The 24839-nt window shown below is 73.5% G+C and carries 26 protein-coding genes; 11 read left to right on the top strand and 15 right to left on the bottom strand.

The window, feature by feature from the left end; genetic code table 11:
* Positions 1-18 precede the first annotated feature (18 nt).
* Positions 19-1137: a hypothetical protein gene (locus tag GA0070611_RS03745; RefSeq protein WP_231921316.1), complete on the bottom strand. Its 1119-nt coding sequence runs from the start codon at positions 1135-1137 to the stop codon at positions 19-21.
* Between the two features lie 39 nt (positions 1138-1176).
* Here GA0070611_RS03745 and GA0070611_RS03740 point away from each other — a divergent pair, with 39 nt between their 5' ends.
* A complete protein-coding gene (locus GA0070611_RS03740) occupies positions 1177-1503 on the top strand; it encodes a DUF2283 domain-containing protein (RefSeq protein ID WP_197675846.1) in 327 nt (108 codons plus the stop codon).
* 13 nt (positions 1504-1516) lie between these two features.
* Here GA0070611_RS03740 and GA0070611_RS03735 read toward each other — a convergent pair whose 3' ends face one another.
* From GA0070611_RS03735 to GA0070611_RS03725, 3 genes are all read right to left on the bottom strand, one after another.
* Positions 1517-1831 (bottom strand): DUF1801 domain-containing protein, encoded by a 315-nt coding sequence (locus tag GA0070611_RS03735; protein WP_231921315.1) that lies wholly within the window; start codon positions 1829-1831, stop codon positions 1517-1519.
* A 90-nt stretch (positions 1832-1921) separates the two neighbouring features.
* On the bottom strand, positions 1922-2578 hold the full coding sequence (locus tag GA0070611_RS03730; RefSeq protein WP_091657411.1) for a VOC family protein: 657 nt from the start codon (positions 2576-2578) through the stop codon (positions 1922-1924).
* Between the two features lie 104 nt (positions 2579-2682).
* Complete coding sequence (locus GA0070611_RS03725; protein ID WP_091672414.1) at positions 2683-3039, bottom strand: VOC family protein; 357 nt, start codon at positions 3037-3039, stop codon at positions 2683-2685.
* 150 nt (positions 3040-3189) lie between these two features.
* Between GA0070611_RS03725 and GA0070611_RS03720 the strand changes: the two genes are divergently transcribed.
* The 3 genes from GA0070611_RS03720 (at position 3190) to GA0070611_RS03710 (ending at position 6807) form a co-directional block, all read left to right on the top strand.
* Positions 3190-5988 carry an ATP-binding protein gene (locus GA0070611_RS03720; protein ID WP_231921314.1) on the top strand — a complete coding sequence of 933 codons (2799 nt, stop codon included), beginning with the start codon at positions 3190-3192 and terminating at the stop codon, positions 5986-5988.
* A 28-nt stretch (positions 5989-6016) separates the two neighbouring features.
* Entirely contained in the window at positions 6017-6373 is a 357-nt protein-coding gene (locus tag GA0070611_RS03715) for a hypothetical protein (RefSeq protein ID WP_091657404.1), read from the top strand.
* Positions 6374-6441: 68 nt separating this feature from the next.
* Positions 6442-6807, top strand: coding sequence for a hypothetical protein (locus GA0070611_RS03710; protein WP_091672411.1), 366 nt, complete (start codon positions 6442-6444; stop codon positions 6805-6807).
* Positions 6808-6822: 15 nt separating this feature from the next.
* On the opposite strand, the gene GA0070611_RS03705 is transcribed toward GA0070611_RS03710, so the two are convergent.
* Positions 6823-7653, bottom strand: coding sequence for a M23 family metallopeptidase (locus GA0070611_RS03705; protein WP_157740197.1), 831 nt, complete (start codon positions 7651-7653; stop codon positions 6823-6825).
* Between the two features lie 160 nt (positions 7654-7813).
* Between GA0070611_RS03705 and GA0070611_RS03700 the strand changes: the two genes are divergently transcribed.
* Positions 7814-8500: a nucleoside/nucleotide kinase family protein gene (locus GA0070611_RS03700; RefSeq protein WP_091672409.1), complete on the top strand. Its 687-nt coding sequence runs from the start codon at positions 7814-7816 to the stop codon at positions 8498-8500.
* Between the two features lie 123 nt (positions 8501-8623).
* Here GA0070611_RS03700 and GA0070611_RS03695 read toward each other — a convergent pair whose 3' ends face one another.
* From GA0070611_RS03695 to GA0070611_RS03685, 3 genes are all read right to left on the bottom strand, one after another.
* Positions 8624-9322 carry a DNA alkylation repair protein gene (locus tag GA0070611_RS03695; protein ID WP_091657397.1) on the bottom strand — a complete coding sequence of 233 codons (699 nt, stop codon included), beginning with the start codon at positions 9320-9322 and terminating at the stop codon, positions 8624-8626.
* Positions 9323-9528: 206 nt separating this feature from the next.
* Positions 9529-10689, bottom strand: a complete 1161-nt coding sequence (locus tag GA0070611_RS03690) for a serine hydrolase domain-containing protein (protein WP_231921313.1) — start codon at positions 10687-10689, stop codon at positions 9529-9531.
* A gap of 292 nt (positions 10690-10981) precedes the next feature.
* Positions 10982-11878 (bottom strand): peptidoglycan recognition protein family protein, encoded by an 897-nt coding sequence (locus GA0070611_RS03685; protein ID WP_231921312.1) that lies wholly within the window; start codon positions 11876-11878, stop codon positions 10982-10984.
* Between the two features lie 168 nt (positions 11879-12046).
* On the opposite strand from GA0070611_RS03685, the gene GA0070611_RS03680 reads away from it, so the two are divergent.
* Both GA0070611_RS03680 and GA0070611_RS03675 read left to right on the top strand, forming a co-directional pair.
* On the top strand, positions 12047-12445 hold the full coding sequence (locus GA0070611_RS03680; protein ID WP_091657389.1) for a PadR family transcriptional regulator: 399 nt from the start codon (positions 12047-12049) through the stop codon (positions 12443-12445).
* Positions 12420-13079: a hypothetical protein gene (locus GA0070611_RS03675; protein WP_091657386.1), complete on the top strand. Its 660-nt coding sequence runs from the start codon at positions 12420-12422 to the stop codon at positions 13077-13079. Before GA0070611_RS03680 ends, GA0070611_RS03675 begins: the two co-directional genes overlap by 26 nt.
* 42 nt (positions 13080-13121) lie before the next feature.
* On the opposite strand, the gene GA0070611_RS03670 is transcribed toward GA0070611_RS03675, so the two are convergent.
* The 3 genes from GA0070611_RS03670 to GA0070611_RS03660 form a co-directional block, all read right to left on the bottom strand.
* On the bottom strand, positions 13122-13412 hold the full coding sequence (locus tag GA0070611_RS03670; RefSeq protein WP_091657383.1) for a hypothetical protein: 291 nt from the start codon (positions 13410-13412) through the stop codon (positions 13122-13124).
* A gap of 39 nt (positions 13413-13451) precedes the next feature.
* On the bottom strand, positions 13452-13919 hold the full coding sequence (locus GA0070611_RS03665; RefSeq protein ID WP_091657380.1) for a hypothetical protein: 468 nt from the start codon (positions 13917-13919) through the stop codon (positions 13452-13454).
* A gap of 89 nt (positions 13920-14008) precedes the next feature.
* On the bottom strand, positions 14009-14614 hold the full coding sequence (locus tag GA0070611_RS03660) for a nucleotidyltransferase domain-containing protein (protein WP_091657377.1): 606 nt from the start codon (positions 14612-14614) through the stop codon (positions 14009-14011).
* A gap of 87 nt (positions 14615-14701) precedes the next feature.
* Between GA0070611_RS03660 and GA0070611_RS03655 the strand changes: the two genes are divergently transcribed.
* Positions 14702-15115 (top strand): hypothetical protein, encoded by a 414-nt coding sequence (locus GA0070611_RS03655; RefSeq protein ID WP_091672405.1) that lies wholly within the window; start codon positions 14702-14704, stop codon positions 15113-15115.
* A 211-nt stretch (positions 15116-15326) separates the two neighbouring features.
* Here the strand turns inward: GA0070611_RS03655 and GA0070611_RS03650 are convergent, their stop codons facing one another.
* Positions 15327-16172, bottom strand: coding sequence for an SGNH/GDSL hydrolase family protein (locus tag GA0070611_RS03650; RefSeq protein WP_091657372.1), 846 nt, complete (start codon positions 16170-16172; stop codon positions 15327-15329).
* The gene (locus tag GA0070611_RS03645) at positions 16165-17274 is read right to left on the bottom strand and encodes an alpha/beta hydrolase (protein WP_091657366.1); all 1110 of its coding nucleotides are present in this window, start codon (positions 17272-17274) and stop codon (positions 16165-16167) included. The genes GA0070611_RS03650 and GA0070611_RS03645 overlap by 8 nt, the downstream gene beginning before the upstream one ends.
* Positions 17275-17656: 382 nt before the next feature.
* On the opposite strand from GA0070611_RS03645, the gene GA0070611_RS03640 reads away from it, so the two are divergent.
* The 3 genes from GA0070611_RS03640 to GA0070611_RS03630 are packed head-to-tail and all read left to right on the top strand — an operon-like array spanning position 17657 to position 22307.
* Positions 17657-20665: a bifunctional lysylphosphatidylglycerol flippase/synthetase MprF gene (locus GA0070611_RS03640; RefSeq protein WP_157740195.1), complete on the top strand. Its 3009-nt coding sequence runs from the start codon at positions 17657-17659 to the stop codon at positions 20663-20665.
* A complete protein-coding gene (locus GA0070611_RS03635) occupies positions 20662-21522 on the top strand; it encodes a hypothetical protein (protein ID WP_091657357.1) in 861 nt (286 codons plus the stop codon). The genes GA0070611_RS03640 and GA0070611_RS03635 overlap by 4 nt, the downstream gene beginning before the upstream one ends.
* A gap of 53 nt (positions 21523-21575) precedes the next feature.
* Entirely contained in the window at positions 21576-22307 is a 732-nt protein-coding gene (locus GA0070611_RS03630) for a class I SAM-dependent methyltransferase (RefSeq protein WP_091657353.1), read from the top strand.
* A 1200-nt stretch (positions 22308-23507) separates the two neighbouring features.
* On the opposite strand, the gene GA0070611_RS03625 is transcribed toward GA0070611_RS03630, so the two are convergent.
* On the bottom strand, positions 23508-23897 hold the full coding sequence (locus tag GA0070611_RS03625; protein ID WP_091657347.1) for a hypothetical protein: 390 nt from the start codon (positions 23895-23897) through the stop codon (positions 23508-23510).
* An 80-nt stretch (positions 23898-23977) separates the two neighbouring features.
* Complete coding sequence (locus tag GA0070611_RS03620; protein WP_091657343.1) at positions 23978-24730, bottom strand: SDR family oxidoreductase; 753 nt, start codon at positions 24728-24730, stop codon at positions 23978-23980.
* Positions 24731-24839 lie beyond the last annotated feature (109 nt).

Here is a 24839-nt window from a genome sequence, read left to right as displayed (position 1 = left end):
ACCCGGTCGCCGCGTCCGTCAGTCGTCGCCGGTCGGGTCGGCGAACGCGCGCAGGCGCAGTCGGGCGGCCACGTTCGCGACGAACCAGGCGACGAACTCGTCGCTCTGATCGAGGCCGGCACGGACCGTGTCGCACCAGTCCTGCCGGTCGAGCACCGCGAGGTACCGCCGTACCAGCTCGTCGCGTTGCGCGGTGCCGCATCCGGACCGCTGCGGACTCCGGTCGGCCAACTGGTCGGCGATGGTCGCCGCGTCGACGTACCTGCCGACGGTGGGCGTCTGCCGGGCGAGGTGGGTGACGTGCGCGGCGAGGACGGCCGGGGCCGGCGGATAGTGTTCGAGCGTCAGACCCATCCCGCCGCACCCGGCCATGATCTTCAGCAGGTGTCCGGTGTGGTCGACAAGGTCGTCGTCGACCTCGTCGGCGACGATCGCCGCGTGCAGGTGGGCCGCGGTGGCCACCTGGCCGGCGAAGTAGCCGTTGAGGTAGTCGCCGTCGCAGGCATGGCGCAGCAGCCACTGCCGTGCGGCGCTGGCGCCACCCGCGCAGAGCGCCTCGATGACGTAGACCCGGCCCCAGCCGGCGGCGCGCTGGGCCAGCCACGTCAAGGCTTCTTCCCCGCCGTCGTGGCGGCGGCGCAGCGCCTCGGCGGCCAACGGCCCGAACCAATTCGAGAGCAGGCCGATGGTCTGGATCAGCGGGATGTCCTCCGGCGTCCAGTCGGTGGCGAGCAGCGCCAGGCCGACGGTGGCGGCGCACCGGTCCGTGCTGTGCCGCACCAGCCACCGGCCGGTCTGTCGGACCCGCTGCCGGTCGGCGCGCAGCGCCGCCGCGGTGATGTGCGGGTTGTGGTGGATCGGCACGTCTACGTCGTGGAACGCGTCGACGAGGTCGCGCGGCGGCGCGTCGGGTCGGCTGAAGTGCCGGTCGAGGATGGCGGCGACGTCGGCGCCGACGAGCCGCTGGTCCCGACGGTCCCACTTGCGCCCCCACTGGCGGCCGTGGCGGTCGTCGTCCGGATACGGTTTGCCGTCGCGTGGCAGGGGCGAGTGCGGGTACTGCCGGTGCAGCCGCAGGGCGTACGCGAACAGGGTGCGGTGGGGTCCGGGCGCGTCAGGCCCGGTGGTCTCGCTCACCGGCGGGCGGAGCGCTCGATTCTGTCGATCATGGTCGTGATGATCGCACCCCGGCCCGGTCGGGGCAACCCGGTACGCCGGCGCTGTGCGAGCCTGGCGGCCATGTACACCGAGACCCGGGTCCCGCTGGTCTGCAGCTACGACAGCGACGCCGATGCCGCCTACCTCTACCTCGACCACCCGCTCCCGGCGGCAGCGGTGCGCCGGGTGGTGCCGTTCGACCCGGCCGACGGCATGTCCAACCTGGACCTCGACGCCGATGGGCGGGTCGTCGGCCTGGAGATCCTCGGCGCGGGTCGCCGGCTGCCGCCCGCGTTGCTGCGGGCGATCCGGCACCCGGCCGAGGAGCAGGCGGGCAGCGACTGAGCGCGGGTCCGGCTCAGCGCACCGCCTGTCTCACCAGGGCAGCGAGGCGCGCCTGCACCTCGGCGGTCACCTCGGTCAGCGCGAAGGCGGCCGGCCACATCCGGCCCTCGTCCAGCTTGGCCTGGTCGCTGAACCCGAACGTCGCGTAGCGGGTCTTGAACTTCGCCGCGGGCTGGAAGTGGCAGACGATCCTCCCGTCGAGGGCGTACGCGGGCATCCCGTACCACAGTCTCGGGGCGAGGGCCGGGGCCGCGGCGGTGACGACGGCGTGCAGGCGTTCGGCCATGAACCGGTCCGGCCCCGGCAGCTCGGCGATCTTCGCGAGCACGTCCCGCTCGGCCTCGGCGGCCTTCTCCGCCCGGGAGGCACGGCGGGCCGCCTTCTCGGATCGGGGGTAGGGATCCGGCGGGACCAGGTGCTACCGGCCGCTCTCCAGGCCACCGGTCGGTGCGGTCGACACGGCGTACGGGCCGGGCACGGCCTCCCACGCGAAGCCGTCCGGGTCGGTGAAGGTTCCGGCGGTGCCGCCGATGGCCAGCCGGTGCGACCCGGTGCCCTCGGGCGGGACCCCCACGTCCTTGGCGGCGGCCCGGCGGCCGTACATCGCCAGCGTGATGCCCGAGGTGGCGAACTCGACGTACCGGCGGCCGAAGCTCTTGGCCACGGACAGCCCGCGTCCGACGTAGAACTGCCGGCTCACGGCGACGTCGGTCGCGCCGAGCAGCAGCACGACGTCGTCGACGCGCCGGTGCGCGGGCGCGGTGTCCTTCTTCGCCGACGACGCGATCTTCCAGATCGTGCCGTACGGATCGCGGAGCACCCCGCCGTAGCCCCAGAAGCTCCTGGCGGCCGGCTTCAGCGTCGTCGCCCCGCCGTCGAGGGCGGTGCCGAAGAGGCTGTCCACGGTGCTCGGCTGGGACACCACGAGCGACATGGCGAAGCCGCGGAAACCGGTCGTCGGCGCCGGCGCGGCGCGCACGCGTACCCGGTCGCCCAGGCCGAAGGCCGCGCGGTAGAAGGCGTCGGCGGCGGTGGGGTCGGAGACCTCGAACGTGACGTGGTCGATGGTGGACATGACAGGTCCTTTCACAGGGTCGGCCGGCGGCGGGCGTGCCGGGGCCGGGACGGAGGTACGTGGGTGGCCCGCAGCGGGTCGGTCCCGATGACGGCCGACGGCGCTCAGCGGTCCTGGATGAGCCCGAGGACGTTGCCGTCCGGGTCGGCGACGGTGGCCACCAGGCGGTCGCCGCCGACCTCGTGCGCGGGCTCGGTCACGGTGGCGCCGGCGGCGCTCAGCTCGGCCAGCTTCGCCTCGATGTCCGGCACGTGCCAGTAGGTCACCGGCGAGGTCATGCCCTGCGGCCCCCCGCCCGGCACCAGCCCGACGTGCTGGCCGGCGGCGTCGAAGCCCACGTAGTAGGTCGAGTCGGTGGTCGGCGGCACGCCGAGCAGGGCCGCGTACACCGCCGTGGCGGTCGGCAGGTCCGACACCGGATGCAGCACGGTCCTGATGCCCAGGGGCGAAGAGCCGGCCATGGTCACTCCTTCGGGTCGCGGGTCGCCGTCGGCGTCCCGTTCGATGCGGTGTCCACAGCCTGCCCGCCGGCGGGTACGGCCCGGATCCGTGCTGACCACGGAGTCGGCCACGGAACCGGCACCCGTGGGGGCGTACGACAGAATGAGGCGGTGGTCGACGTCTCCCCTCGGGAAGCCGAGGTGCTCGCGCTGGTCGGAGCGCATCTCAGCAACGCCGAGATCGGGGCGCGGCTGTTCATCTCGGTACGTACCGTGGAGACCCACGTCTCGTCGCTGCTGCGCAAGCTCCAGGTCCCGGACCGTCGGGCGCTCGCCCAGCGGGCGCCCGGGCCGGCCGGCGCCGGGGCGGCGTACGCCGCGCCGGTCCTGCCGGCGCCGCTGACCTCGTTCGTCGGCCGTGCGACCGAACGGACCGACCTGACCGCGCTGGTCAGGGCACACCGACAGGTGACCGCGGTCGGCCCCGGCGGGGTGGGCAAGACCCGGCTCGCGCTGGCGGTCGCCGCCGACGCCGCGGGTGGATACCCGGACGGGGTGTGGTTCGTCGACCTGGTGCCGGTCGGTGACCCGGACATGATCGCGACCGCGGTCGCCGGGGCGCTCGGCCTGGGCGAGCAGCCCGGCCGCGACCTGACCGGGTCGGTGGTCGCCGCGCTGGCCGACCGGCGCGCGCTGCTGGTGCTGGACAACTGCGAACACCTGGTGGACGGGGTGGCGCGGTTCCTCGAACGGCTGCTGGCGGGATGCCCGGGTCTGACGGTGCTGGCGACCAGCCGGGCCCGGCTGATGGTGCCGTACGAGCGGGTGTACCCGGTGCCGCCGCTGTCGCTGGCCGTCGACGGTGAGTCGGACGCGGTCGCGTTGTTCCGGCAGCGGGCGGCGGCGGTCGGCCGGCCGCTGGATCCGGCCCTGCGCGACCAGATCGCGGCGATCTGCGAGCGGCTGGACGGCATGGCGCTGGCCATCGAGCTGGCCGCCGCCCGGTGTCCCACGCTCGGACTGGACGGCATCACCGCGGCCCTGTCCCATCCGCTGCGGATGCTCACCGGCGGCTCCCGGGCCGACGAGCGGCACCGGTCGGTGCGGGCGACGCTGGACTGGAGCCACGCCCTGCTGGAGCCGGCCGACCGCGCCCTGCTGCGCCGGGTGGCGGTGTTCGTGGCGCCGTTCACCGCCGCCGCGGCGGCGGAGGTCGCCGGGGTCGAGGAAGGGCTGGTCGCCGACGGGCTGGCCCGGCTCGCCGAACAGAGCCTGCTGGTGGTGACGGCCGCGCCGGGCGGCACCCGGTACCGGGTGCTGGAGACCATCCGCCAGTACGGCACGGAGCGGCTCACCGAGGCCGACGAGGTGGTCGACCTCCGATCCCGGCACCTGCGCTGGTGCCTGGCGCAGGTCGCCGACCTGTCGGTGGTGCGCGCCGACTGGCGGACCCGGTTCGATCCGGTGGCCGACGACCTGCGCGCCGCGCTGGCCTGGGCGGCCGAGCGGCCCGAGCGGCGTACGCAGGCGTACCGGCTGGCCCGGCACCTGGCGGAGCTGACCTTCACCCGGAACCTGATCGGCGAGTCCCAGCTGCGCTACGAGCAGGCGGCCGCCCTCGCCGACGATCCCGCCGACACCGCGTCGATGTTCCGGCACGCCGCCGCCGTGGCCGGCTGCCGGATGCGCGGCGACGACATGTACCGCTGCCACCGGGCCGCCGCGCGGGCCGCCCGGCGCGGCGGGGACACCGCCGGGGCCGCCGCCGACCTGGCGACGGCCGCCACCAACGCGTACCGGTTCTGGAGCAAGTTCGAACGGGTCCCGTCACCCCGGGAGGTGGTCGCGCTCGTCACCGAGGCGCGGGAGCTGGCCGGCGACGACCCGGCCGCGCTGGCCGCGGTGGCGCTGGCCGAGGCCGGGGTGCTCACCGACGCGTTCGGTGCCGCCCAGGGCCCACCCGACAACGCCGTGGCGGAGACGATCGCGCGCGCCGAGCGGGCGGTCGCCCTCGCGCACCGTACCGGCGATCCGCTCGCCGAGTCCGCCGCGCTCGACGCGCTCACCGGCGCCCGGTCCTGGTCCGGTGAGACGTTCGCGAGCGCGGCCACGGCCCGGCGTCGGGTCGAGCTGCTGTCGTCGCTGCCGCCGTCCCCGGCCAGCACCCACGAGCTGCTCGACGCGCTCGGCAACGCCACCGAGGCCAGCCTCGGCGCGGGCGACCTGCCGGCCGCCCGCCGGTGGGCGGGGCAGATCGCCGACCATCCGTTGCTGGCGGAGGTCGGCCACCGGGCCACGAGTTGGCTGCTGGTGGCCGACGCGTTGGCGGGCGACGTGGACGCCGTGCTCGCCGGCGGTGTCCGCTTCCTGGAGGCATGGCAGCGGGCCGGCAGCCCCGCCCGGTCGGTCCTCGCGCCGGCCGCGGCCGGCGTGGCGATGATCCACGGCCTGCGGGACGACGAGCCGGCCCGCCGCGCGTGGCGGGACGTCCTGACGCAGCTCGGCACCCCCACCGCACACGTCTACGGCTGCGGGGCGGTCTTCGACGCGCTGGTCCTGCTGCACAAGGGGCAGGCACCGGCGGCGCGGGAACGGCTGGCACCCGAGCCCGACCAGGTGTGGAAGTGGGTCACCTGGATCTGGCTTCACTGGTACGTCGCGCTGCGCGCCGAGGCCGCCGTGCTCGCGGGGAGCGCCGACGCGCGGGAGCGCCTGGCCGAGGCCCGGACGGTGGTGGCCGGCAACCCGGTCGCCGATGCCCTGGTGGAGCGCGCCGAGGCCCTGCTCGACGGCGACCGGGCGGCCCTGCTCGCCACGGCGGACGCGTTCGACGCCGCCGGCTGCCGCTACCAGTGGGCGCGGACCCTGGTGTTCGCCGGTGGCGGCCACGCCGAGCGGGGCGCGGCCGCGCTCGCCGACCTCGGACTCGCCCCGATGGTCGCCCACCGGCCCGCGACGACGATCAGCTGAGATCCGTGCCCTACCGGAAGGTGGCAGCGTGCATCACCCGGACGACGCCCTCACCGAGGACGAGCTGGCGGCCATCGAGGAGCGGGCCGCCGCCGCGACTCCCGGCCCCTGGCACGTACGCCTGCTCGACGACGACCACGCCGCCAACCTGGTCGCGGTCGGCACCACACCCGACACCGGTCGTGATTCGAGGTGGCCGAAATTCGCCGCCGGCGAGCTGGTCGCCGCCACCCTCGTGCAGTTCCCCCACCGCTACGTCGACTGCGCCGACGAGCGCTGGGACGAGAACGCCCTGTTCATCGCCCACGCCCGCGAGGACATTCCGCGCTTGGTCGCCGAAATCCGCCGGCTCAGGAGCGGCATCGGACCTACCGACGCGCCATGACAGCCGCTCCGGCGGTCCTCGGACCGCCGCCGGGCGTCGCGCGGCGCCGCCCCGCTAGGGTGCGGGCCATGGGGAGGTACGCATCGGTCCGGGGGTGGCTCGAGATCGACTTCGCCCAGCGGTCCGCCGCCGAGCAGGTGATCGAACGCAGCCGCGACGAGCTGTACTCGGGCGGCTGGGCGTTCCCGCCGAAACCGTTCAACTGGACGTTGTACCTGTTCTACGGCGGTGATCTCCGGCAGAGCGAGCTGCCGTGGCTCCGTGACCAGGTCGCACAGCTGGCGGTGCTGCCGCCGGTCGACGACGACAACGACAGGCCGCGGGGGATGTTCCTCGTGACCCTCGACGATCGCGAGCCAGCGGTGATGTGGCAGGTCCGCGAGGGGCGCCTGGACGAGGTGCCCGCCGCGGAGCTGTCCTGGTTCCGCGCGTAGGTCGTCGCGGGCCTGTCACGCGATGCCGTCGACGGCGGCCCGGAGCGCGTTGATCGACGGATCCCAGCTGAAGTTCAGCACGGGGATGCCGGAGGCGGCGGCGTTGCTGTCGCCGCCGAGGACCACGGCCCGGGGCTTGCCCGAGCCCTGCGGGACGATCAGGTACCAGCTGCCTTTGACGTTCGCGATGAACACGTCGTCCACCTCCTGGTCGGGCGGGTTCGGGTCGGTGACGTCGCCGACGTAGGTCTCGAAGTCGACCGTCGCGGCGTAGTTCGTCGGGCCGGCGGTGTTCAGCCAGAGACTGGTGTGCACGTGCGGTCCGACACCGGAGTCGCTGCCGTTGGCCGAGGCGCCGGAGTAGGCGATCGTCTGACCGCGCGACACCCGTTGACCGGTGGACACGGCGATCGCGGACAGGTGCAGGTGCCGGGTGTAGTTGCCGTCGTCATGGGCCATCCCCACGACGCGCCCGGTCGCCGCCGAGGTGTCGGTCTTGACGAGACGGATCGTGCCGTTCGCCGCGGCCATGACCGGGGTACCGGTGCCGACCGCGTAGTCGGTCCCCGGCTCGGCCGAGGGTGGCGTCCGGTTCCGGTGGTCCTGCCACGAGCTGGAGATCCCGACGTTGCCGCACGGCCGCTGGTAGCTACCGACGGCCCGCGCGGATTCGGGCAGCAGCGCGAAGGCGGCCGACAGCCCGGACGCCGCCACGGCGGCACCGGTGAGCAGGCCCCGCCTCGACAGTCTCCGCAGATAGGCGATGCCGTCGAGATCCTCGGGCCGCACGTCGCGCTGCTCGCCTTGCCGCGACGGGTCGGGCCGCGACTCGCCACTGAGGATCATCAATGCACGGTAGGCCCACTCCCCCTCCCGGGCAAGGGCTTCGCGGCGATCGTGCGGGCGGCGGACGGCGGGCGTACGCGAGGGGTCGTGCGCGGGCGGACGGCCGGGCATAGGGTCGGCGCGACACGGCGAGCCTCGGGAGAACGGGACGCGACGGCACATGGAGCACGGCACCCGTGACGAGCTGCTCGGCCGCCTGGCGGAGGCGGTCGGGTCCATCGTCGTGGCCCACCCGACGCGGGTCGCCGTCGACGGGCCGCCCGCCGGTGGCAAGACCACCCTCGCGGACGAGTTGGCCGTCGTCCTGCGTCAGCAGGGCCGAGACGTCGTCCGGGCGACGATCGACGACTTCCTTTTCCCGCGGGCCCGCCGGTATCGGCGCGGCGAGTATTCGGCCGAGGGCTGCTATCTGGACGCGCACGACACCGAGGCGCTCAACCGGGTCCTGCTGGATCCGCTCGGCCCATCGGGAGATCGGCATTTCCGGTGCCTGGCCTACGACCGCGCGAGCGACGCCGTGGTGTCCCCGCCGGTCAGCACCGCACGGGCCGATGCCGTACTGCTCTTCGACGGCGTCTTCCTCCTGCGTCCGGAGCTGATCGACCGCTGGGAGCTGCGCGTCTTCGTCTCCACGGCGTACCGGATCACCGTGGAGCGTGCCGTGGCCCGGGAGGGGTCACCCCGGGCCGACGTCGAGCGGCGCTGGCGTGAGCGTTACCTACCCGCCCAACGGCTCTACGGCCGTGGTGTCCGCCCGACCGATCGGGCTGACGTCGTCGTACACAACGACGAGCCCTCGCAGCCGGCCTGGGAAATGCGACAGCACCGGCGGCAGCCGCCGCACTGACACCGGACGTGCCGGCTGCGGTGGGCAGCTCGTCGAGCACGGAAGCGGTCGGAGGGCCGCCCGCCGCCCGGCGGTTGCGGGGCGTCCACATCACGCAGACGGCGACCGTTGATCGGCATCAGGTCACACGGTCGGTTTCACCGGCCGCTCATCGGCAGGTCGTGCGCGCCGCACCATCTCGGTGATCCAGACGGGCGCGTACGGAGATGTGCAGCCCGGCGCGGTCGGGTAGTCCTTGAGCACCGCCAGGCGCTCGCCGATGTCGATCGCGCGGGCGCGGTGCTCGGCGTGGCTGATCCCGATCTGCGCCAGGCAGTGGTTCATCGCCCACTGCAAGCGGTCCGGCGCGCTGGTCAGTTCCGCCTCGATGACGTCCAGCAGTCGGGCCAGGTCGAGGCCCTCGGGGGTCTTCGCCACGCGTTCGGTGGTCAACGCCCAGCCGGCGCTCGCGACGACCGGGTCCGGATCGGCGGACCAGGTCAGGCGCAGCACCTCGGCGTGCGGGCTCTTGCGCACCACGTGGGTGACGAGCCAGTCGTGCACCTTGGGAGTGCGGGCGTCTCGCAGCATGATGTCCAACTGGTCCCGTCCGAACGCCTTCGGACGGCAGATCAGGATCGCCAGCAGTCTCGCCGCGCTGTCCTGCGTGTCCCAGAGCTGCTGGGCGAGGTGCTGCTGCGTCTTCAGCCGTTTCGCCACCGCGCGCAGCTTGCCGAGATTGACGCCGTGGTCGTCGCCGTGCCGCTGGTTCACCTCGCGCGTCTTCGCATCCCGCAGCTCGGCCAGCTCGGCCAGCACCTCGGCCGCCGTCGTCTCGGTCATCTCGGACTCCTGCCCGTCACGTCTGCGCTCAGCCTACGAGGTGTCCCGGCCGTCCGGAGTCCGGCTGACAACTCGCAACGACATCAGGCGGTGACTGCCCGGCAGCGCGTCACCTCGGCGGAGGTACGCGCGCCGCCGGGCCGGGGCGGCCTGCCACCTACGTCGCCCGGAAGGGTCCCCACCGCCGGCCGGGCGACATCCCGGGGTCAGCCGCCGCCGGGCGGGTCGATCGGTGCGCCCGTGATGGCGGCCTGCTCGCGCAGGAGGATGTCGAGCAGGGGCGCGTTGTCGTCGTTGCTGAGCACCACGCCGACCCAACCGGTGTCCGGGTAGATGCTCCAGTCGGCGCCGCCACCACCGCCGGAGCCGCCGCGTCCGATGACCCACTGGCCGTTGGTGACGCTGACCGGCATGGTGTATCCGTCGAACGACGTGGGTTCCGGGCCGGGAAGTTTGGCTCCGGTGAACAGGTCGGCGTAGGGCCGCCGCAGCACCGTGCCGTCGCGCAGCGCTTCGGCGAACCGCACCAGGTCCGGCGCGGTGGCGAAAGCGTCGCCCGAGGCGTACCCGATGAAGCCGCGAGCGGGGTTCCTTCCGCGAATGTTCGGGTCGACGCTGCCGATGTCCAGGTTGCGGACGGCGTCCACCGGGCTGCCGTCGGCCTGCCGCAGGTACGGGTGCGCGAGGTGCGGGTCGGTGAGCCACTGGTCCCTGGTGTAGAACGCCGAGCCGCGCATGCGGCAGCGCCGGAAGACGTTCTCGTGGACGTAGTCCCAGAACGTCGTGCCGGAGATGACCTCCACGATCTGCGCGGCCATGGCCAGGCCGACGCCGGCGCCGGGCAGGTGGCCGTTGGACCCCGCTCCCGGCACACCCACCAGCGTCGCCTGCCGGACCCACTGCTCGTGGTACTCGCGCACCTCTGCCCGGCTGTGGAAGGTGCGTTGCCAGTCGGGCATGGGGGCGTCCATCCCCGAGGTGTTCGTGAGCAGGTGGTGGATGGTCACCGTGTCGGCGATGCCGCTGGCGACGCCGCTCAGGTATCTGCCGACCGGGTCCGACAGGCTCAGCTCGCGCTGTTGCAGCAACTGCAGGACGGCTACCGACAGGAAGGGCTGGCTCGCCGAGGAGAGGGTGAACGCGGTCCCCTGGTGGTTGCGGGTCCCCTTCTCCCTGTCCGCCATGCCGTAGCTGCGCGACAGCACCGTCCGACCCCGGTGGGACAGGAGCACCACGCCGGAGAACCTGCCCGACGCGGCCAGCTGCGCCACGTACCGGTCGTATGCCCCACCGGGGAGGGTGTCCGGCGGGATCCGTTCGTCTCTCGTGGGGGCGGCGTGGCTGATCCCCGCGGGCAGCAGTGGCACGACGGCCCCCGCAGCGCCCGCGGCGGCCAGCCCACCCCAGCTGATCAGTCTGCGCCGACCGATGCGATGTGCGGCATGAGGTTCCATGATCACGAGCTCCCTCTGGACGACGAGTCAGTCACGGGTAGTGGTGCTCCGTGGTTCATGGACCCACTCAAGACCCGTCGCCGTTGCCGCGGCGTATGCGAATGTCGATACGCGCACGACAACCACGGGTGCTCGACTCGTCGAGTCGACCGCGCAGGGTGCTCCACCGGCCGCGCCGTCGGCCCGGCCGGTGGAGAGCGCACGATCAGCAGCGGGGCACGTTCGGGATGTAGCCGCTGTTCCCGGTGTTGACGAAGGTGTCGGAGACGTAGCGGTTGGTGCCGATCCGGTCCCAGATGTTGCTGGTGCCGTACGTGCCGGTCACCGTGGTGCCGGCCGCCTGGCAGTAGACCGAGACGCTGGTGCCGTCGCTCACCGATCCGACGATGCCGTAGCCGGTGCCCGGTCCGGAGCGGACGTTGACCGACGAGGCGGTGTGCACCGTCCCCGTGCCGATCGCGGTGTTGCCCTGGACCAACTGCATGTAGTAGGTCCAGTTCCAGTTCGGGCCGGGATCGGTGTGGGTGGCGCCGGGCACCTCGACGTGCCCGATGATGTGCGACCGGTCCTTCGGGATGCCGTACCGGTCGGCGAGGGTGCGGGTGAGCTTCGCGGAGGCCCGGTACATCGCGTCGGTGAACCAGGCCGGGTCGTCGACGAAGCCCTCGTGTTCGATGCCGATGGACTGGGTGTTGTAGGTCCAGTTGCCGGCGTGCCAGGCGATGTCCTTCTCCCGGACCATCTGGGTGACGGCACCGTCGGAGGAGCGGAAGACGTAGTGGGCGCTGACCTTCGCCGACGGGTTCTGGAACAGGCTGATCGTGTCGGCGTAGGTCTCCTGCGTCATGTGGATGACGACGTACTTGACCGGGTAGCTGGTGGGCCGGTTGGAGACGGTGTAGTTGGCGGTGCTGGCCGGCGCCCAGACCGCCGGCCCGTAGTCGGTGCTCAGCGTGCCGACGCCGGCCGAGGGCGCGGGACCGGCGGGCGCGGCGCCGGCCGGTGTCGGGACGGACGCCGCCGCGGTCAGCCCGGTGAGCAGCGCGAGAGCGCCGCCGAGGAGCCGGATCCGACGGCAGTTGACCAGGGGCGTAGGCGTCACCGCTGACTCCAATCGACAGACATCGCTGAATGACGGTGACGCTAACCCCCGGGAATGGAGGTTGTCTACGGCCGAGATCCGGAACACGTAGGAATGCTTCAGGACAGCCCCGGCGCGCGACGGTCGAACTACTAGACGGCGCCTAATACCACCTCTATTATGTGTCGCATGATAGTTGGAGGTGGGTCGGACGACTCGGCCGAGCGGCAGGCCCAGCTGCTACGCGGCTGCCTGGACATGTGCCTGCTGGCGCTCCTGGCCGCCGAGCCGGCGCACGGCTACGAGCTCGTCCGCCGACTCGACTCCGCCGGATTCGGGTCGGTCAGTTACGGCACCGTCTATCCGTTGATCACCCGGCTGCACCGCCTGGGTCTGGTCGACAACTCGCTGCGGCCCAGCCCCAGCGGGCCGCCCCGCAAGGTCTACCGGGTCACCGATGCCGGCCATGACCGACTACGCGCCTGGCGGGAGCAGTGGGTCCAGTTCGCGGGCGTCGTGAACGAGACCCTCGCGGCCCGTCCACCGAACCGAGGAGACGACCATGAGCACGTCGACGCCGACCGTTGACCACTTCCTCGCCGCCGCGGACCAGGCGTGGCGCACCGCCGGCATCGACCGCCGCGACCGCACGACCCTCGCCGCCGATCTGCGCACCGAACTCGAGGCCGCCGCCGCCGACGGGCTCGATCCCGCGGAGCTTCTCGGCACCGACCCTGCCGAGTTCGCCCGCAGGATCGCCGAGGAAGCCGGCCTGGCGCGCAACCCCCCGCGGTACGCCCAGGTGCTCGGCGTGGCGAGCGGGGGCGCGTTGCTCTCCCTCCTCGTGGGCTACGTGCTGGTCAACGCCCTGCACCAGGCGTTCGTGGCAGCCTTCGACCTACCCCGGGGGGTGCGCGTGCCGGTGTGGCTCGCCGCCGGCGTCTTCTACACCGGCGTCGCGGCGGTCGTCGTCACCGGCGCGGTGCTCGCCGTACGCGTGGCCCTTCGCGACGCGACCCGCGTCCGACAGACGGCGGCGCGGATGGCCCTGCTGCTTCCTCCTGCCCTCGCGGTCGCGATCCTCGGGGCGGCGGCGTTCGGCTGGGCGCTCGACTTCCCGCTCACTCCTCTGGCGATCGGGACCGAGGCGGCGATCGTCCTCGCCGCCTTCCTCGCGGCGACCGCGCTGGCTCGTCGCTGGTCGGTGAGGGCGGCGGGGTGACCAGCCGGCTCAGCGCCCGTCGCCGGTGATCGCCGTGCCGGGCTACGCCACCGGCCTGCTGGTCGCCGCCAGTGCGGCCGCGGTGATCCTGCTGCTCGACGCGCGCGCTGCCGTCCCCACCCCGAGCGACCAGCCACCGGGCAGGGCACCGGGCCGGAAGTCCGTCAGGTCCGGGTTCTCGACGACCCTCGTCACCGGTGGCAGCTCCGGTCCGTACCGGCGCCGGACCACCTCCAGGCAGTCGTCGAGATCCTCGCCGGTCACGCCCACCACCGGCGGCCAACCGCGCGGGTGGCCCTGGGCGAGGTCGAAGTGGAGCCGGTACCTGCTCATCTCCCCCGACCACCTTTCGTCCGGGACGGACGGTACCGGCTACCTGTCGGCCTGCGCGTCACACAACGTCTCGACCTGGAGGACCCGCGAGGCGCCGGCCCGCACCTGCGCCCGTTGCCGCTCGGACAACGCCGACCCGAGATAGGAGACCGCCTTCTGCGGATCCTCGACCTCGAAGACGGTGACCTGGCACCTGCCGGTGCCCGGGTCGCTGCCGTGCCCGATCGCCAGGAACGAGAAGATCGAGTACGACCAGTCGGTGCTCCCCCGGTCCCGCCCGAGCCCGGGGCCGGTCACCGTGGGCACGGCCGTCCCGGCCGGTCCCACGTACGAGCGCCGGGCACCGTCCGAGTAGCCCGCCTTGACCTGCGTGAACCCGGGGACCTGGAGCTTGTCGGCGTACCGCTCGGTCTCGGTGCCGTCGGAGCCGGCGCACCCGGCCGGCGAGGCCACCACCGCGACCGCCAGTGCGCGCCGGATCCGGCACGGCACCCGGGTCAGGAACACGGAAACATCCCGGAGCGCCGGATCGGCGGGTCGGCGGTACCGATGCGTCGTGGTGGCGCAGGTGGTGAGCAGTGGGCGGCGACCGCGGTTCAACCGGACCTCAACCGGGCGCGCCAGGGATGACCGGGGTGGACCAGGCCGAGGGTCGCGTCCAGCCAGCCGCGCTCGGCGCGGGACAGCAGCGGCAGCACGCCGGTGAAGTCGGCCTCGTCCTTGTCCCGCCGGTGCTTGGCCTTGAACAGCAGCACGGCCTCGATGGCCAGGTACGGGATGCCGTCGTCCGTCCGGCGGATGATCTCCGGGTACGGCCGGCGGATCCGTTCGTCGCGGCGGCAGATCCAGACGTCGCCGTCGTGCGGCTCGCGGAAGACGTCGAAGCGCCACTTCCCCGCCGCCGGATCCCAGGCCCAGGTCTGGTGCGCGTCGCCGCGCGCGGTGTCGGGCGTCAGCGGCACGAGAACGCCCTCGCCGGCCGGCACCCAGAAGTCGAGTTCGGGAAACAGCGGCGGCAGGAGCGCGAAGTGCGCTGCGGGCACGGCGAACTCCAGGTCCCCGTGGGCGCGGGTCTGCGCACCGCGGAACAGGTCCACGGCCCAGCCGGCCGCGACGTACCAGGGGATCCGCAGGGCACGCAGTCGCTCGGCCAACCGGGTCGGGTGCCAGGCGTCCCACGCGTCGATGTCGGGTTGGCCCACGGCAGCGAGCCTACGTGTCCCGGGGCCTTCCGGTGTCTCCCCACCGTCGCCGATATCGTGGTCGTGCACACGGGTGGAGGGCGGGTCGTGACCGACGTGAAGACGTTCCGCCGCGCCTGCCACGAGGCGGCGCGACGGACCGGTGGCGCGCTGACCGAGTTCCGGATCAGCCACGGGCCGACGCCGAACTTCCACCAGGGGATCATCGCCCACCCGGACCGGACCGCAGCGGTGGTCGGTGTCCGCGACATCCCACTTTTGGCGATAGCCGAGCCCCGCCTCATCGAGTTCGGGCCGGCGCGCGAATCGGGTCCACTGACCTTCCTCGACCGGCCCGACCTGGCAGCCGCACTGGCCCGAATGGCGGGGTTCCGGCTGCTGTCGACCGATGAGTTGCGCGGACCCGTCGACCCGGCGCAGTGGCCGCACCTCAGCCGGCAGGACCTGCGCTACCGGCAACCCCGGACGCTCGGCGAGGCCCTGTTCCACTACGGGGACTGATGCCGCGGCGACACGGTGGCCGAGCGCCGTCCGCACCGCCGCGACGGCGGGGACGGCCCGCATCCCGCCTACGGTCCGGCCCGCCGCCCGCCGCACCGCGCTCTCCCGCGTCGCCCCGCCGGGACGATCCGCACCACCCGGGGCGTACGCCGATGCCGGGGCTGGCCGGCGCCGTCGGGTGGCCGCGGGCCGCCCGCGACGGGTGGCGCCGCTAGTGGCACTGATCGGGGGCAGTCGGCCCGAAGAGTGGCCTCGAGTGGTCGGCGGGACAGTCCACGTGCGCGGCCTGCAGCGCGCGGAACGCCGCGTCAGCGATGATCTCGTGCCCGCTGGCGTTGGGGTGGTCGCCGTCGTTCTGCAGGTCGGCGGTGGGGTCGCGGTCGTTGGCGGTGCCCTTGAACGGGGCGTGCGTGTCGACGTAGACGGCCGCGGTTGCTGTCGCCACGTCGCTGATCGTCCGGTTGACCTTCTCGGTGGCCTGTTCGCTGGCCGCCGCGAACGCGGTGCCGTACGCCGCGCCGACCGCGCCGTCGACGGTGATGTTCCAGTAGCCGATGACGGCGACGACCGGGTGATGTGCCGTGGCCTCGGCGGTGGCGACGATTCGCGTCAGGTTGGCGCGCAGGGCCTGCAGCACCGGTTGGCCGCAGGCCGGGTCGGCGGTTCCGCACTGCGTGATCGCGTCCATGTCGAAGTCGTTGGCGCCGACCTGGACGACGACGAGGTCACTGGCCGCGAGGTCCGACGAGACGGGCTCGTCGCCGATCGCGTCGGCGACGTCGGTGCTGGTGGCGCCGGGCTCGGCGTCGTTGTGGACGAGGACCGCACGACCCGTGGCGGCCTTGATCCGGTCGGCGAGTGACTGGACGTACCCGTCGCAGGTGCAGCCGTAGCCGCTGGGCACGGAGTCCCCGAGGGCGACCATGGACAGGCCCGAGGCCGGCGGGGCCGCCCGCGGGCTGACCCGGCGCGGTCCGCAGGCCGCGGTACCGGCGACGGTGAGGGCCAGCAGGGCCGCGGCGACCGCGCGGACACGCGTTCTCCCGCGCTCAGGCATGGAAGCCCGGGAGGGTGCTGCCCAGCCAGGTCAGGGCGGACGTGACGAGTGGCTGCCATACCGCGTTCCGGTGTCCGCCCCGGGGCAGCACGGTCGCGGTGACGGCGGTGGGAGAACGGGCCACCCGCAGGAACTGTGCGGTGCTCGGATAGGAGAGGGTGTCCTGTCGCGACGTCATCACCCACATGGAGAGCGGGACCGGATGCCGTGACTCCAGCCGGACCAGGTCGTACTGGGCCACGTCGGAGGCGGCGGGGATGTAGTGCGTACCGAAATCGGGGCGGAAGTAGCCCTGGAACACGACGGCGGCGCCGAAGAGGCCGGGGTGTCGCAGGCCGAGGGACACCGCGCACCAGCCGCCGAAGGAGTAGCCCACGGTCGCCCAGGAGAGGCGATCGGTACGCACCCGGAAGTGCGCGACGATCCACCGCGGGAGGTCGTTGGAGAGCCAGCTGTCGATCTGCGGCTGCCCGGGACCGCCGTTGACACATTCGGTGTCCAGTGAACGGGGCACGTTGATCTGCGGGATGACGACGATGCTGGGGCCGAGCAGGTGTTGGCTCACCAGACGGTCCTGCGCCGAGAGGATCCCGGTTCTGACGTACGAGTCGGGCGAGGAGGGGAACCCGTGCAGGCCGACGACGACCGGGTAGCTGCGGACGTCGGCGGGGTCGTAGCCGGCCGGCAGCTCGACCAGCACCTGAGCGGTTCCGCCGACGTCGGGCGAGGGCACCGTGTACCGCTGCAACCGCTGGCCGGGTGCCGGCAGGGCAGGGAGCCGGCCGGGGGGCTGGCGCCCCGCCAGCACCGTGCCGGACAGGTGCGGGGGCTGCGCGGCGGCGACGTCGCCGATCCGGTGCGTCGTCGGGTGGTCGGACGGCCCGAGCAGGTCGGTCCAGGAGGTGTAGAAGAGGTACTGGTTGTTGAGCGTCAGGCCGCAGACGAGCACGGCCAGGGCGCTGACGCCGACCACGCGGGCGGCGCGGGTGAGCAGCTGCAGGTCGGCGCGACGCGGGCGGGGCTTGTCGAGCACCGCGAGGGCGAGCATGCCGACGGCGAGGACGCAGACCACTGTGAAGAACGCCGTACTGGTCAGACCCATGACCTCAGTCTCCCTGGCCGATGATCCGGTCGACGCCGTCCCCGGTGCCGCCGAATCCGCTCGCCTACCGCACCATCGTGCTCTGCCGATCGGGTCGGGCGGCGGCCGCGACACGGCTGGTAGCCGTGGGTGGCACAGCGCCCGGGATCAGGATGCGTGCCGAACCTGAGCTGATCCTGAAGATCTCCTGCGGATCGGGCGCGGGTCGGGCCGTCCGCGCCGATCTCAGGTGGAGCGTTCTCCCAGGTTTCGGTCAGGCCACACACCGACAGGTCTCAGGATCGACGGTGACGATGACCGGTGGGACGTCCGAGGTCACCGGTCGGTCGACGCGGACGGGTCCCCGGCGGCGCACGTGGGTTGCGGGCAGGTGGAGGCGGCGATGGCCGATCATGATCAGTTGTCGGATCCCGGTGCGCCGGCAGCCGACCGGATGGATCAGGTGCCCGACAACCTCGTCGTCGACGTACCGTCGGGCGGCTCGGCACTGGTGGTCAGTGACCTGCATCTGGGGCAGCAGGTGTCGCCCGCGTCGGCGCGCCTGGAGCGGATGCTGAGCGCCCGGCTGGCGCGCTGGTCGGGGCCGGGGGTGCTGGTGCTCAACGGCGACGTGGTGGAGCTGTGGGGTGAGCCCGGCGGCACGGTCGCGGGCGCGCTGGAGGTGCATCCGCGGCTGACGGCGGCGTTGCGGACCTTCGCCGGGGAGCCCGGCCGTCGGGTCGTGGTGGTGGTCGGCAACCACGACGCGGCCCTCGCGTGGGACAGCGCCGCGGCACGGACGTTGCGCGAGCGGTGGGGTGCGACGTGTGCGTTGTCGGTGGACCTGGTGTTCGGGACCGGGTCGGCGTCCCGGACGGTGCGGTGCGAGCACGGGCACGCGTTCGATCCGGCGAACGCGTTGCGGGATCCGCGTAACCCGCTGGACTCTCCGTTGGGGCAGCACATCGTGCAGGAGGTGTTGCCGGAGCTGCGCAGATCACCGTTGCTGGCCGATGCCAGCGCCCTGGCCGACCCGAACGAGGTGGGGCGTTTCCTGGCGTCCCGGCTGGTCTACCGGCAGCTGGCGCCGCGGGCGGGGTGGCTGCTGGCGCCGCTGGCCGTGGCGGTGCTCGGGCGCATCCCGGTGATCGCGGCGGCGTCCCTGCGCTCGCGGGTGTTCGGGGACGCGCCGCGCTGGCTCGCCGTGCTGGGCGTGGGACTGGTGCTGGACCTGCTCGCCCTGGCCATCATCGTGGTCCTGGTCGCACGGGGGGTGTACGCGGCCCTCGCCGGCAGCCGGTTCGGCCCGCGCGGGGCACGACTGAACACGGTGGCCCGTACCGCCGCCACGGCCTGGTGCGAGCGGGGCCGGGCGGGGCTGATCACCGGGCACACCCATCAGCCCGAGCTGACCCGGTTGGTCGACGGTTTCTACGCCAACAGTGGGTGCGCGGCGCGGGTGGTGGTGGCGCGGCGGTCCTGGTGGCTGCTGCCGCCGGTGTTCCAGGCGGTGCTGCGCTGCGGCTGGGTGGAGGTGGATGTCGCCGGTGACCTGCGGGTACGGCTCGTGCAGGGCGACGTGTGCGCCGGGGAGGCGACCTGGCTGGAGCGGCGCCTGATCCGCGGTGACCGCCTGGCCGGGGGTGAGGCGCAGGTGGTGGCGGCGCTGCCGGGTGACGCGGAGTGGCCGTTGCGGGACCCGGCGCTGCGCCGGTACGCCCGCGGCGCGCGGACCAGGGTCGTGGCGGCGGCCGCGGTCGCCGCGGTGGCGGTGTGGGGTCTGGTGTCGGCGATGGTCCCGCCGTTGCGGCCCCGGCTGGCGGCGCTGCTGGTGGTCGTACCGGCGCAGGCGCCCCAGGCCGCGGTGGCGGCGACCGTGTTCGCGAGTGTGGCGTTGCTGGTGGTGGCGTGGGGTCTGCGTCGGGGCCGCAGCGTCGCCTGGGGCGCCGCCGTGGGTCTGCTGGTGGGTTCGGCGGTGCTGCACCTGCTCAAGGGGTTGGACGTCGAGGAGGCGCTGGCCGCGTTCGCCGCGGCCGGATGGTTGGCGTGGCACCGGTCGGCGTTCCCGGCGCACCCGCACCGCCGGCACGTCCGGATGGCCGCCCTGCTGCTGGTGGCGGGGATGGGCGGGGTCACGGTGCTGTCGCTCGTGGTGGCCCGGGTCGCCGGCACGTCGGTCGAGGTCACGGTGCGCGCCGCTCTCGGACGGATGGTCGGTGACACGGCCCGACCGCTGCCCGGCCCGACACCCATGATCACCCCGGCGTTGGTGGCACTGGGCCTCAGCCTGGTGGTCGCGCTCGGTTGGCTGCTGCTGCGACCACGGATGGTGGCCGGCGCGTCCGCCGCCGACCGGGCGGCCGACCTGGCCCGGGCCCGGGCGATCATCGCCCGGCACGGCGGGGACACCCTGGCCTACTTCGCGCTGCGGGAGGACAAGTCGTTCTTCTTCGTCGGGGACTGCGTCGTGGCGTACGACGTGCGGGACGGCGTGTGTCTGGTCTCGCCGGACCCGATCGGGCCGGCGCAGCAGTGGGTGCAGGCGTGGACGCGGTTCCTCGCGCACGCCGACCGGCACGGCTGGCCGGTCGGCGTGGTGGGGGCGGCCCCGGGGTGGCTGCCCGTCTACCAGGCGGCCGGCATGCGGGCCTTCTATCTGGGCGACGAGGCCATCGTCAACTGCAGCGCCTTCACCCTCGAGGGCCGACCGATGAAGGGCCTGCGCAGCGGCCACCACCGGGTCGCGCGGGCCGGATACCGGGTTCGCTTCCACGACCCGTCGGCACTGCCCCCGGCCCTCGCCGACGAGCTGCGGGAGCTGGCCGCGCAGAGCCGGCACGGCGACACGGAGCGCGGCTTCTCGATGACCCTCTCGCGCCTGTTCGACCCGCGCGACACCGGTCTGCTGCTCAGCGTCGCCTACGACCCGTCGGGGCGCCCGGACGCCTTCTGCCACTGGGTGCCGGCGCCCGACGTGGCCGGCTGGTCGCTGGACGTCATGCGCCGGCGCACCGACGTCGAGGTGCCCAACGGCCTGACGGACTTCGTCATCATCGAGACGATCCGGCACCTGAAGGAGCGCGGCCAGTGGGGGCTGGGGCTGAACTTCGCGGTCATGCGGGCGGTGCTGGCCGGCGAGCGGTCCGTCGGGCGGCTCGGTGACGTACAGCGCCGCCTGCTGCAACGGCTCGGGGCCGACACGCAGATGGCGTCGCTGTGGCGGTACAACGAGAAGTACCACCCGATGTGGCGGTCCCGGTACGTGGTGCTGGCCGGGCTGGGCAACGTGCCGTCGCAGGGGCTGGCGATCGCAGCCGCGGAAGGCGTGCTGGACCTGCCGGGCCGGCGCACGAGACGTTCCGAGGCAGCCGGTGGGCGCGGAGGCGACGCTCGGTCGGTGGGCCGGTCGTGACCCGGTCGACCGCCCTGGTCTGCGCGGTGGGCGGCGCGTTCGGCTACGGCATCGGATCGGTGCTGCAGGCGGCCGGCGCCCGCCGCGTGCGGCGTACCCGGCAGGTGGTCGCCCATCCCCTGTACCTGGCGGGTCTGGTCGCCGACCTCGTCGGCTGGCTGCTGTCCCTGGCGGCGTTGCGCCGGTTGCCGGTCTACCAGGTGCAGGCCACGGCGGCGGGTTCCCTGGCGGTGACCGTGGTGGCGGCGCGGCTGCTGTGGCGCTCGCCGTTGCGACGCCTCGGCGGCGCCGCCGTCGTCGTCACCACCGCGTGCCTGGCGATCATCGCCGCCGGCGCCGACCCGCGATCGGCGCCGGCGGTGACGTACCCGGTGGTCGTCGGGCTGGCGGCCGGCGCGGTCGCCGTCGGCGTCGCGGCGCTGGCCTGCGCGCGTCGACGGTGGCCCGGGGTGCACGCGGCACTGGCCGGCGCCGCGTTCGCCGTCTGCGCGCTGTGCGCGCGGGCGCTACCGCTTCCTCCGCACGCCCTCGATCATCCCCCGCACACCGTCGCCGTCCTCGCCGCAACGCCCGTGAGCTGGGCGTTGGTGGTCTCCGGCGCGGTGGGCACGATGTCCTACGCGCACGCGCTGCGGCTGGGCGACGCCGGCGCGGTGACGGCGGTGCTGTGGGGCGTCGAGGTCGTCGGTGGTGCCACGGTGGGCTTCTGGGCCCTGGGTGACGCCGTCCGGCCCGGGTGGGCGCTGCCCACCGTGCTCGCGATCCTCGGCACCGTGGCCGCGTCGGCCGTGCTGGCCACCGCCGCGCCGGCACCCGAACCACACCCGCAGGCATGTCCGCAGGACGCACCGATGTGAATTGCTGCACCGGCCCCTTCCACTCCGGGAATCGAGACGGTTGAGTCCGGGTTATGGCTCGAATCGCGTACGACAGCGTCAACGCGGCGGCGTACGAGGCGACCCGCCATCTCACCGACGACGGGCTCGCGGCCTGGCGGGAGGCGATCACCCGGCACCTCGGTCCCCGCCCCGGGCTGCGGCTTCTCGACCTGGGCTCCGGCACCGGCAGCTGGGCGCAGGCCTTCACCAGCTGGTACCCGGGCGTCGAGGTCGTGGCGGTCGACCCGTCCGAGGCGATGCGCGCCCGCTCGATGTACCAGCCCGTGGCCCCTGGCGACGCCACGCACGTCCCGCTCGACGACCACAGCGTCGACGCCGTCTGGATTTCCACCGTCATCCACCACGTGCCCGATCTCGCCGCCGCGGCCCGCGAAGTGCGCCGGGTCCTGCGCCCGGGCGCGCCGCTGCTGATCCGCTCGGCGTTCGCCGGCCGGCACCAGGCGATCACCCTCTTCCGGTACTTCCCGGAAGCCGTCCGGGTGCTGGACACCTATCCCAGCGTGGCCGACGTCGAGACCGCCTTCGCCGCCGCCGGCTTCACCACCGCCGCCTGCGAACAGGTTCCGCAGACCACCGCGGCGTCCCTGCACGAGGCCGCCACGACGCTACGCCGCGAGGCGCACACGCTCCTGCATCTGATCAGCGACGACGACTACGCCGCCGGCCTCGCCCGACTTCGCCGGGCGGCGATGGTCGACACCGGACCGGTCATCGACTCGCTGGACCTGCTCGTGCTGCGCTGATCGCCCCGACGTCACGTCGCGGGTCGCGCCGGCGCACCGGCGCACCGGCTCGCCCGACGTCTCGGGCCCGCGACGGGTCGTTCGCGACGATGCTTCACGGCCGTCCGCTGCCCCGTGGGGTGAGACTGGAGACCTGCAACGACCTACCCGAGGAGGCAGGGTGACCCAGCGCTCGCATCCCCGGCAGGGCCGGTGCCCCGTCTGCAAACGCCTCGTGGCCGTCGCCGCCGACGGACGAGTCACTCGGCACAACGGCACCATCCGCGCCTATGCCCCGCCCGAGGAGTGCCCCGGGGGTGGGCAGCAGGCGGAAGGCACGGAGTCGTGAGCAACCGGGTCTGCCGACCGTCCCGGCCACCTGGCCCACTTCGCCGGCCACCGGCGGCCAGGAGGGACGTCGCTGTCCGTACCCGAAATGGGTGGCCTCGCCGGCTCGTCCCGCCCTAGCGTGTGACCGGATCTTCTCCGCCCCGCTCACGAGAGGACTTCATCCCGCGTGACGCCGCCTGCTCTCTACACCTGACACGTTCCCCCTGCATCGGTCGCCGACGTCGCCGTCGGCTCTTTCCCATGCCGCCTGTCACGTCTTCAGAGAGATCAGACCATGCCCACGCGTCCTTTTGCCGTGCTGTCCGGGGCCCTTCGGCGCACGCGCTTCCCTCTGCTCACGCGCCCCTGCGATCCCGGCCCCTGCTGCGTCAGGGCAACCGGTGAACTCCTCGACAACTCGTCCGGCCTTGCCGCCGGCATCCTTCTCGAGCCGCTGACCGCCCGGCGCAGCCGGTCAACCCTGGTGCGGGAGCCATGCTGCGCACCGCTCGTCCGTCCCGCTGAGCCGCAGAACTCGCGGACATTTCTCGGGCGGCCCGTCGGGGGCCGCCGTGGACCCGAGCCGAGGCGGAAGGCGAGGTGGCCTCACCCCGGACCGCATCACGCGGCGCTCCGCGCACGGTCGCTCATGACCGGGCGCGGACAGGGGCCGGGGCCTGCCCGACACCGGCGACGGAGATGATCGCCCGACCGTGTTGCCGGCCGGCGCGAGCACGGTGAAGTCGGCACGTCCCGGGGACCGCAGCGCCGGATGAGCCGAGCCAGGCTCCGGGGAGCCCGCTCATCGTGAGCGGGCTCCCCGGAACGGCCCGACCGGGGCGTCGTCCGCTGCGGCTCGCGGCAGCGGCGCCCCCGCCGCCGGTCGCGACCTCAGGCGGGGTCGAGGGCTGGCCGGCCGTCCCGCCCGGTGCGGACGAGCCGACGCCAGCGGGGCAACTCGGTCAGCACGGTGACCAGCGCCAGCACCGTCACCGCCACCGCGACCGCCCGCGGCCACGCCCACCAGGCCGACAGCGCGGCGGCGACCAGTTGCAGCACCACCAGCGCGATCGTGACCACTCCGGGCACCGGCACGGTGACGTGGTTCTTGTCGCCGGGGGTCGCGAAGACGGTCGGCAGCCCGACGAGGACGACCACCGAGCCGACCGCCAGCACCACCGAGTGCCCGGCGAGCGCCCACGGGGTCGCGACCCAGGCCACCAGTTCGGTCAGGAATCGCAGTGCCGAGGCGACATCGGGGCGGTGCGGCGAGTCATTCACGGCAGCAGTATGAACGTCGTTCCCCGGCGGCAGCACCGCTGGCGCCGTCACATCCCACCGCTTCTTCTGGTCCGTCGTCGTCACCGCTGCGCGGTGGGCCGTACCACGATCTCGTTGATGTCGACCTGATCCGGCTGGGTGACCGCGTACGCGATGGCGTCCGCGATCGCCGTGGGATCCAGCGCCATGGCGTCTCGGCTGGCCAGCAGCGTGGCGCGTGCCTCGGGGTCCGCGATCGCGTTGACGAAGTCGGTGTGCACGAATCCCGGGGAGACGACGGTGACGCGTACCGTGTCGCCGACCTCCTGCCGCAGCCCTTCGCAGACCGTACGCACGGCCGTCTTCGTCGCGGCGTACACCGCCTGCCCGGGGACGGTGCGGTACGCGGCGGTGGATGCCACCGTCACCAGGTGTCCGAACCCCTGGCGGCGGAAGACCGGCAGCGCGGCGGCGATGCCGTGCAGTACACCGCGCAGGTTGACGTCGATCATGTCGTCCCACTCGTCGACGCGCAGGTCGTCCAGCGGGGAGATCGGGCCGATGCCGGCGTTGTTGACCAGTACGTCCAACCGGCCGAAGTCGGTGACCGCCGTGTCGACCATGCGGATGAGGTCGTCGCGCCGCCGCACGTCGGTCGCCAGGGCTGCGGCGCGGCCGCCGCGTGCACGGATCTCACCGGCGAGCTGCGCGACGCGGTCGCTCCGCCGGGCGCCGACGACGACCGTCGCCCCTCCATCGGCCAGGGCCAGCGCGGTGGCCCGGCCAATTCCGCTGCTGGCGCCGGTGACGGCGATGACCTTGTTCCGGGCACCTGTCTGCTCTGTGCCTGTCATGGGGTTGTCCTCCTCGGGTTGCCGTGCCGGCTGCGGGGCGGCCCTGCCGCCCTGTTCCGCCTGTCCCGCATGTCGTGTTTCCTGTCGCACACCCGCAGCCCGCCACCTC

It is taken from the genome of Micromonospora auratinigra (assembly GCF_900089595.1).
GTDB lineage: Bacteria > Actinomycetota > Actinomycetes > Mycobacteriales > Micromonosporaceae > Micromonospora > Micromonospora auratinigra.
This window is presented reverse-complemented; position numbering and strand designations above follow the sequence as displayed.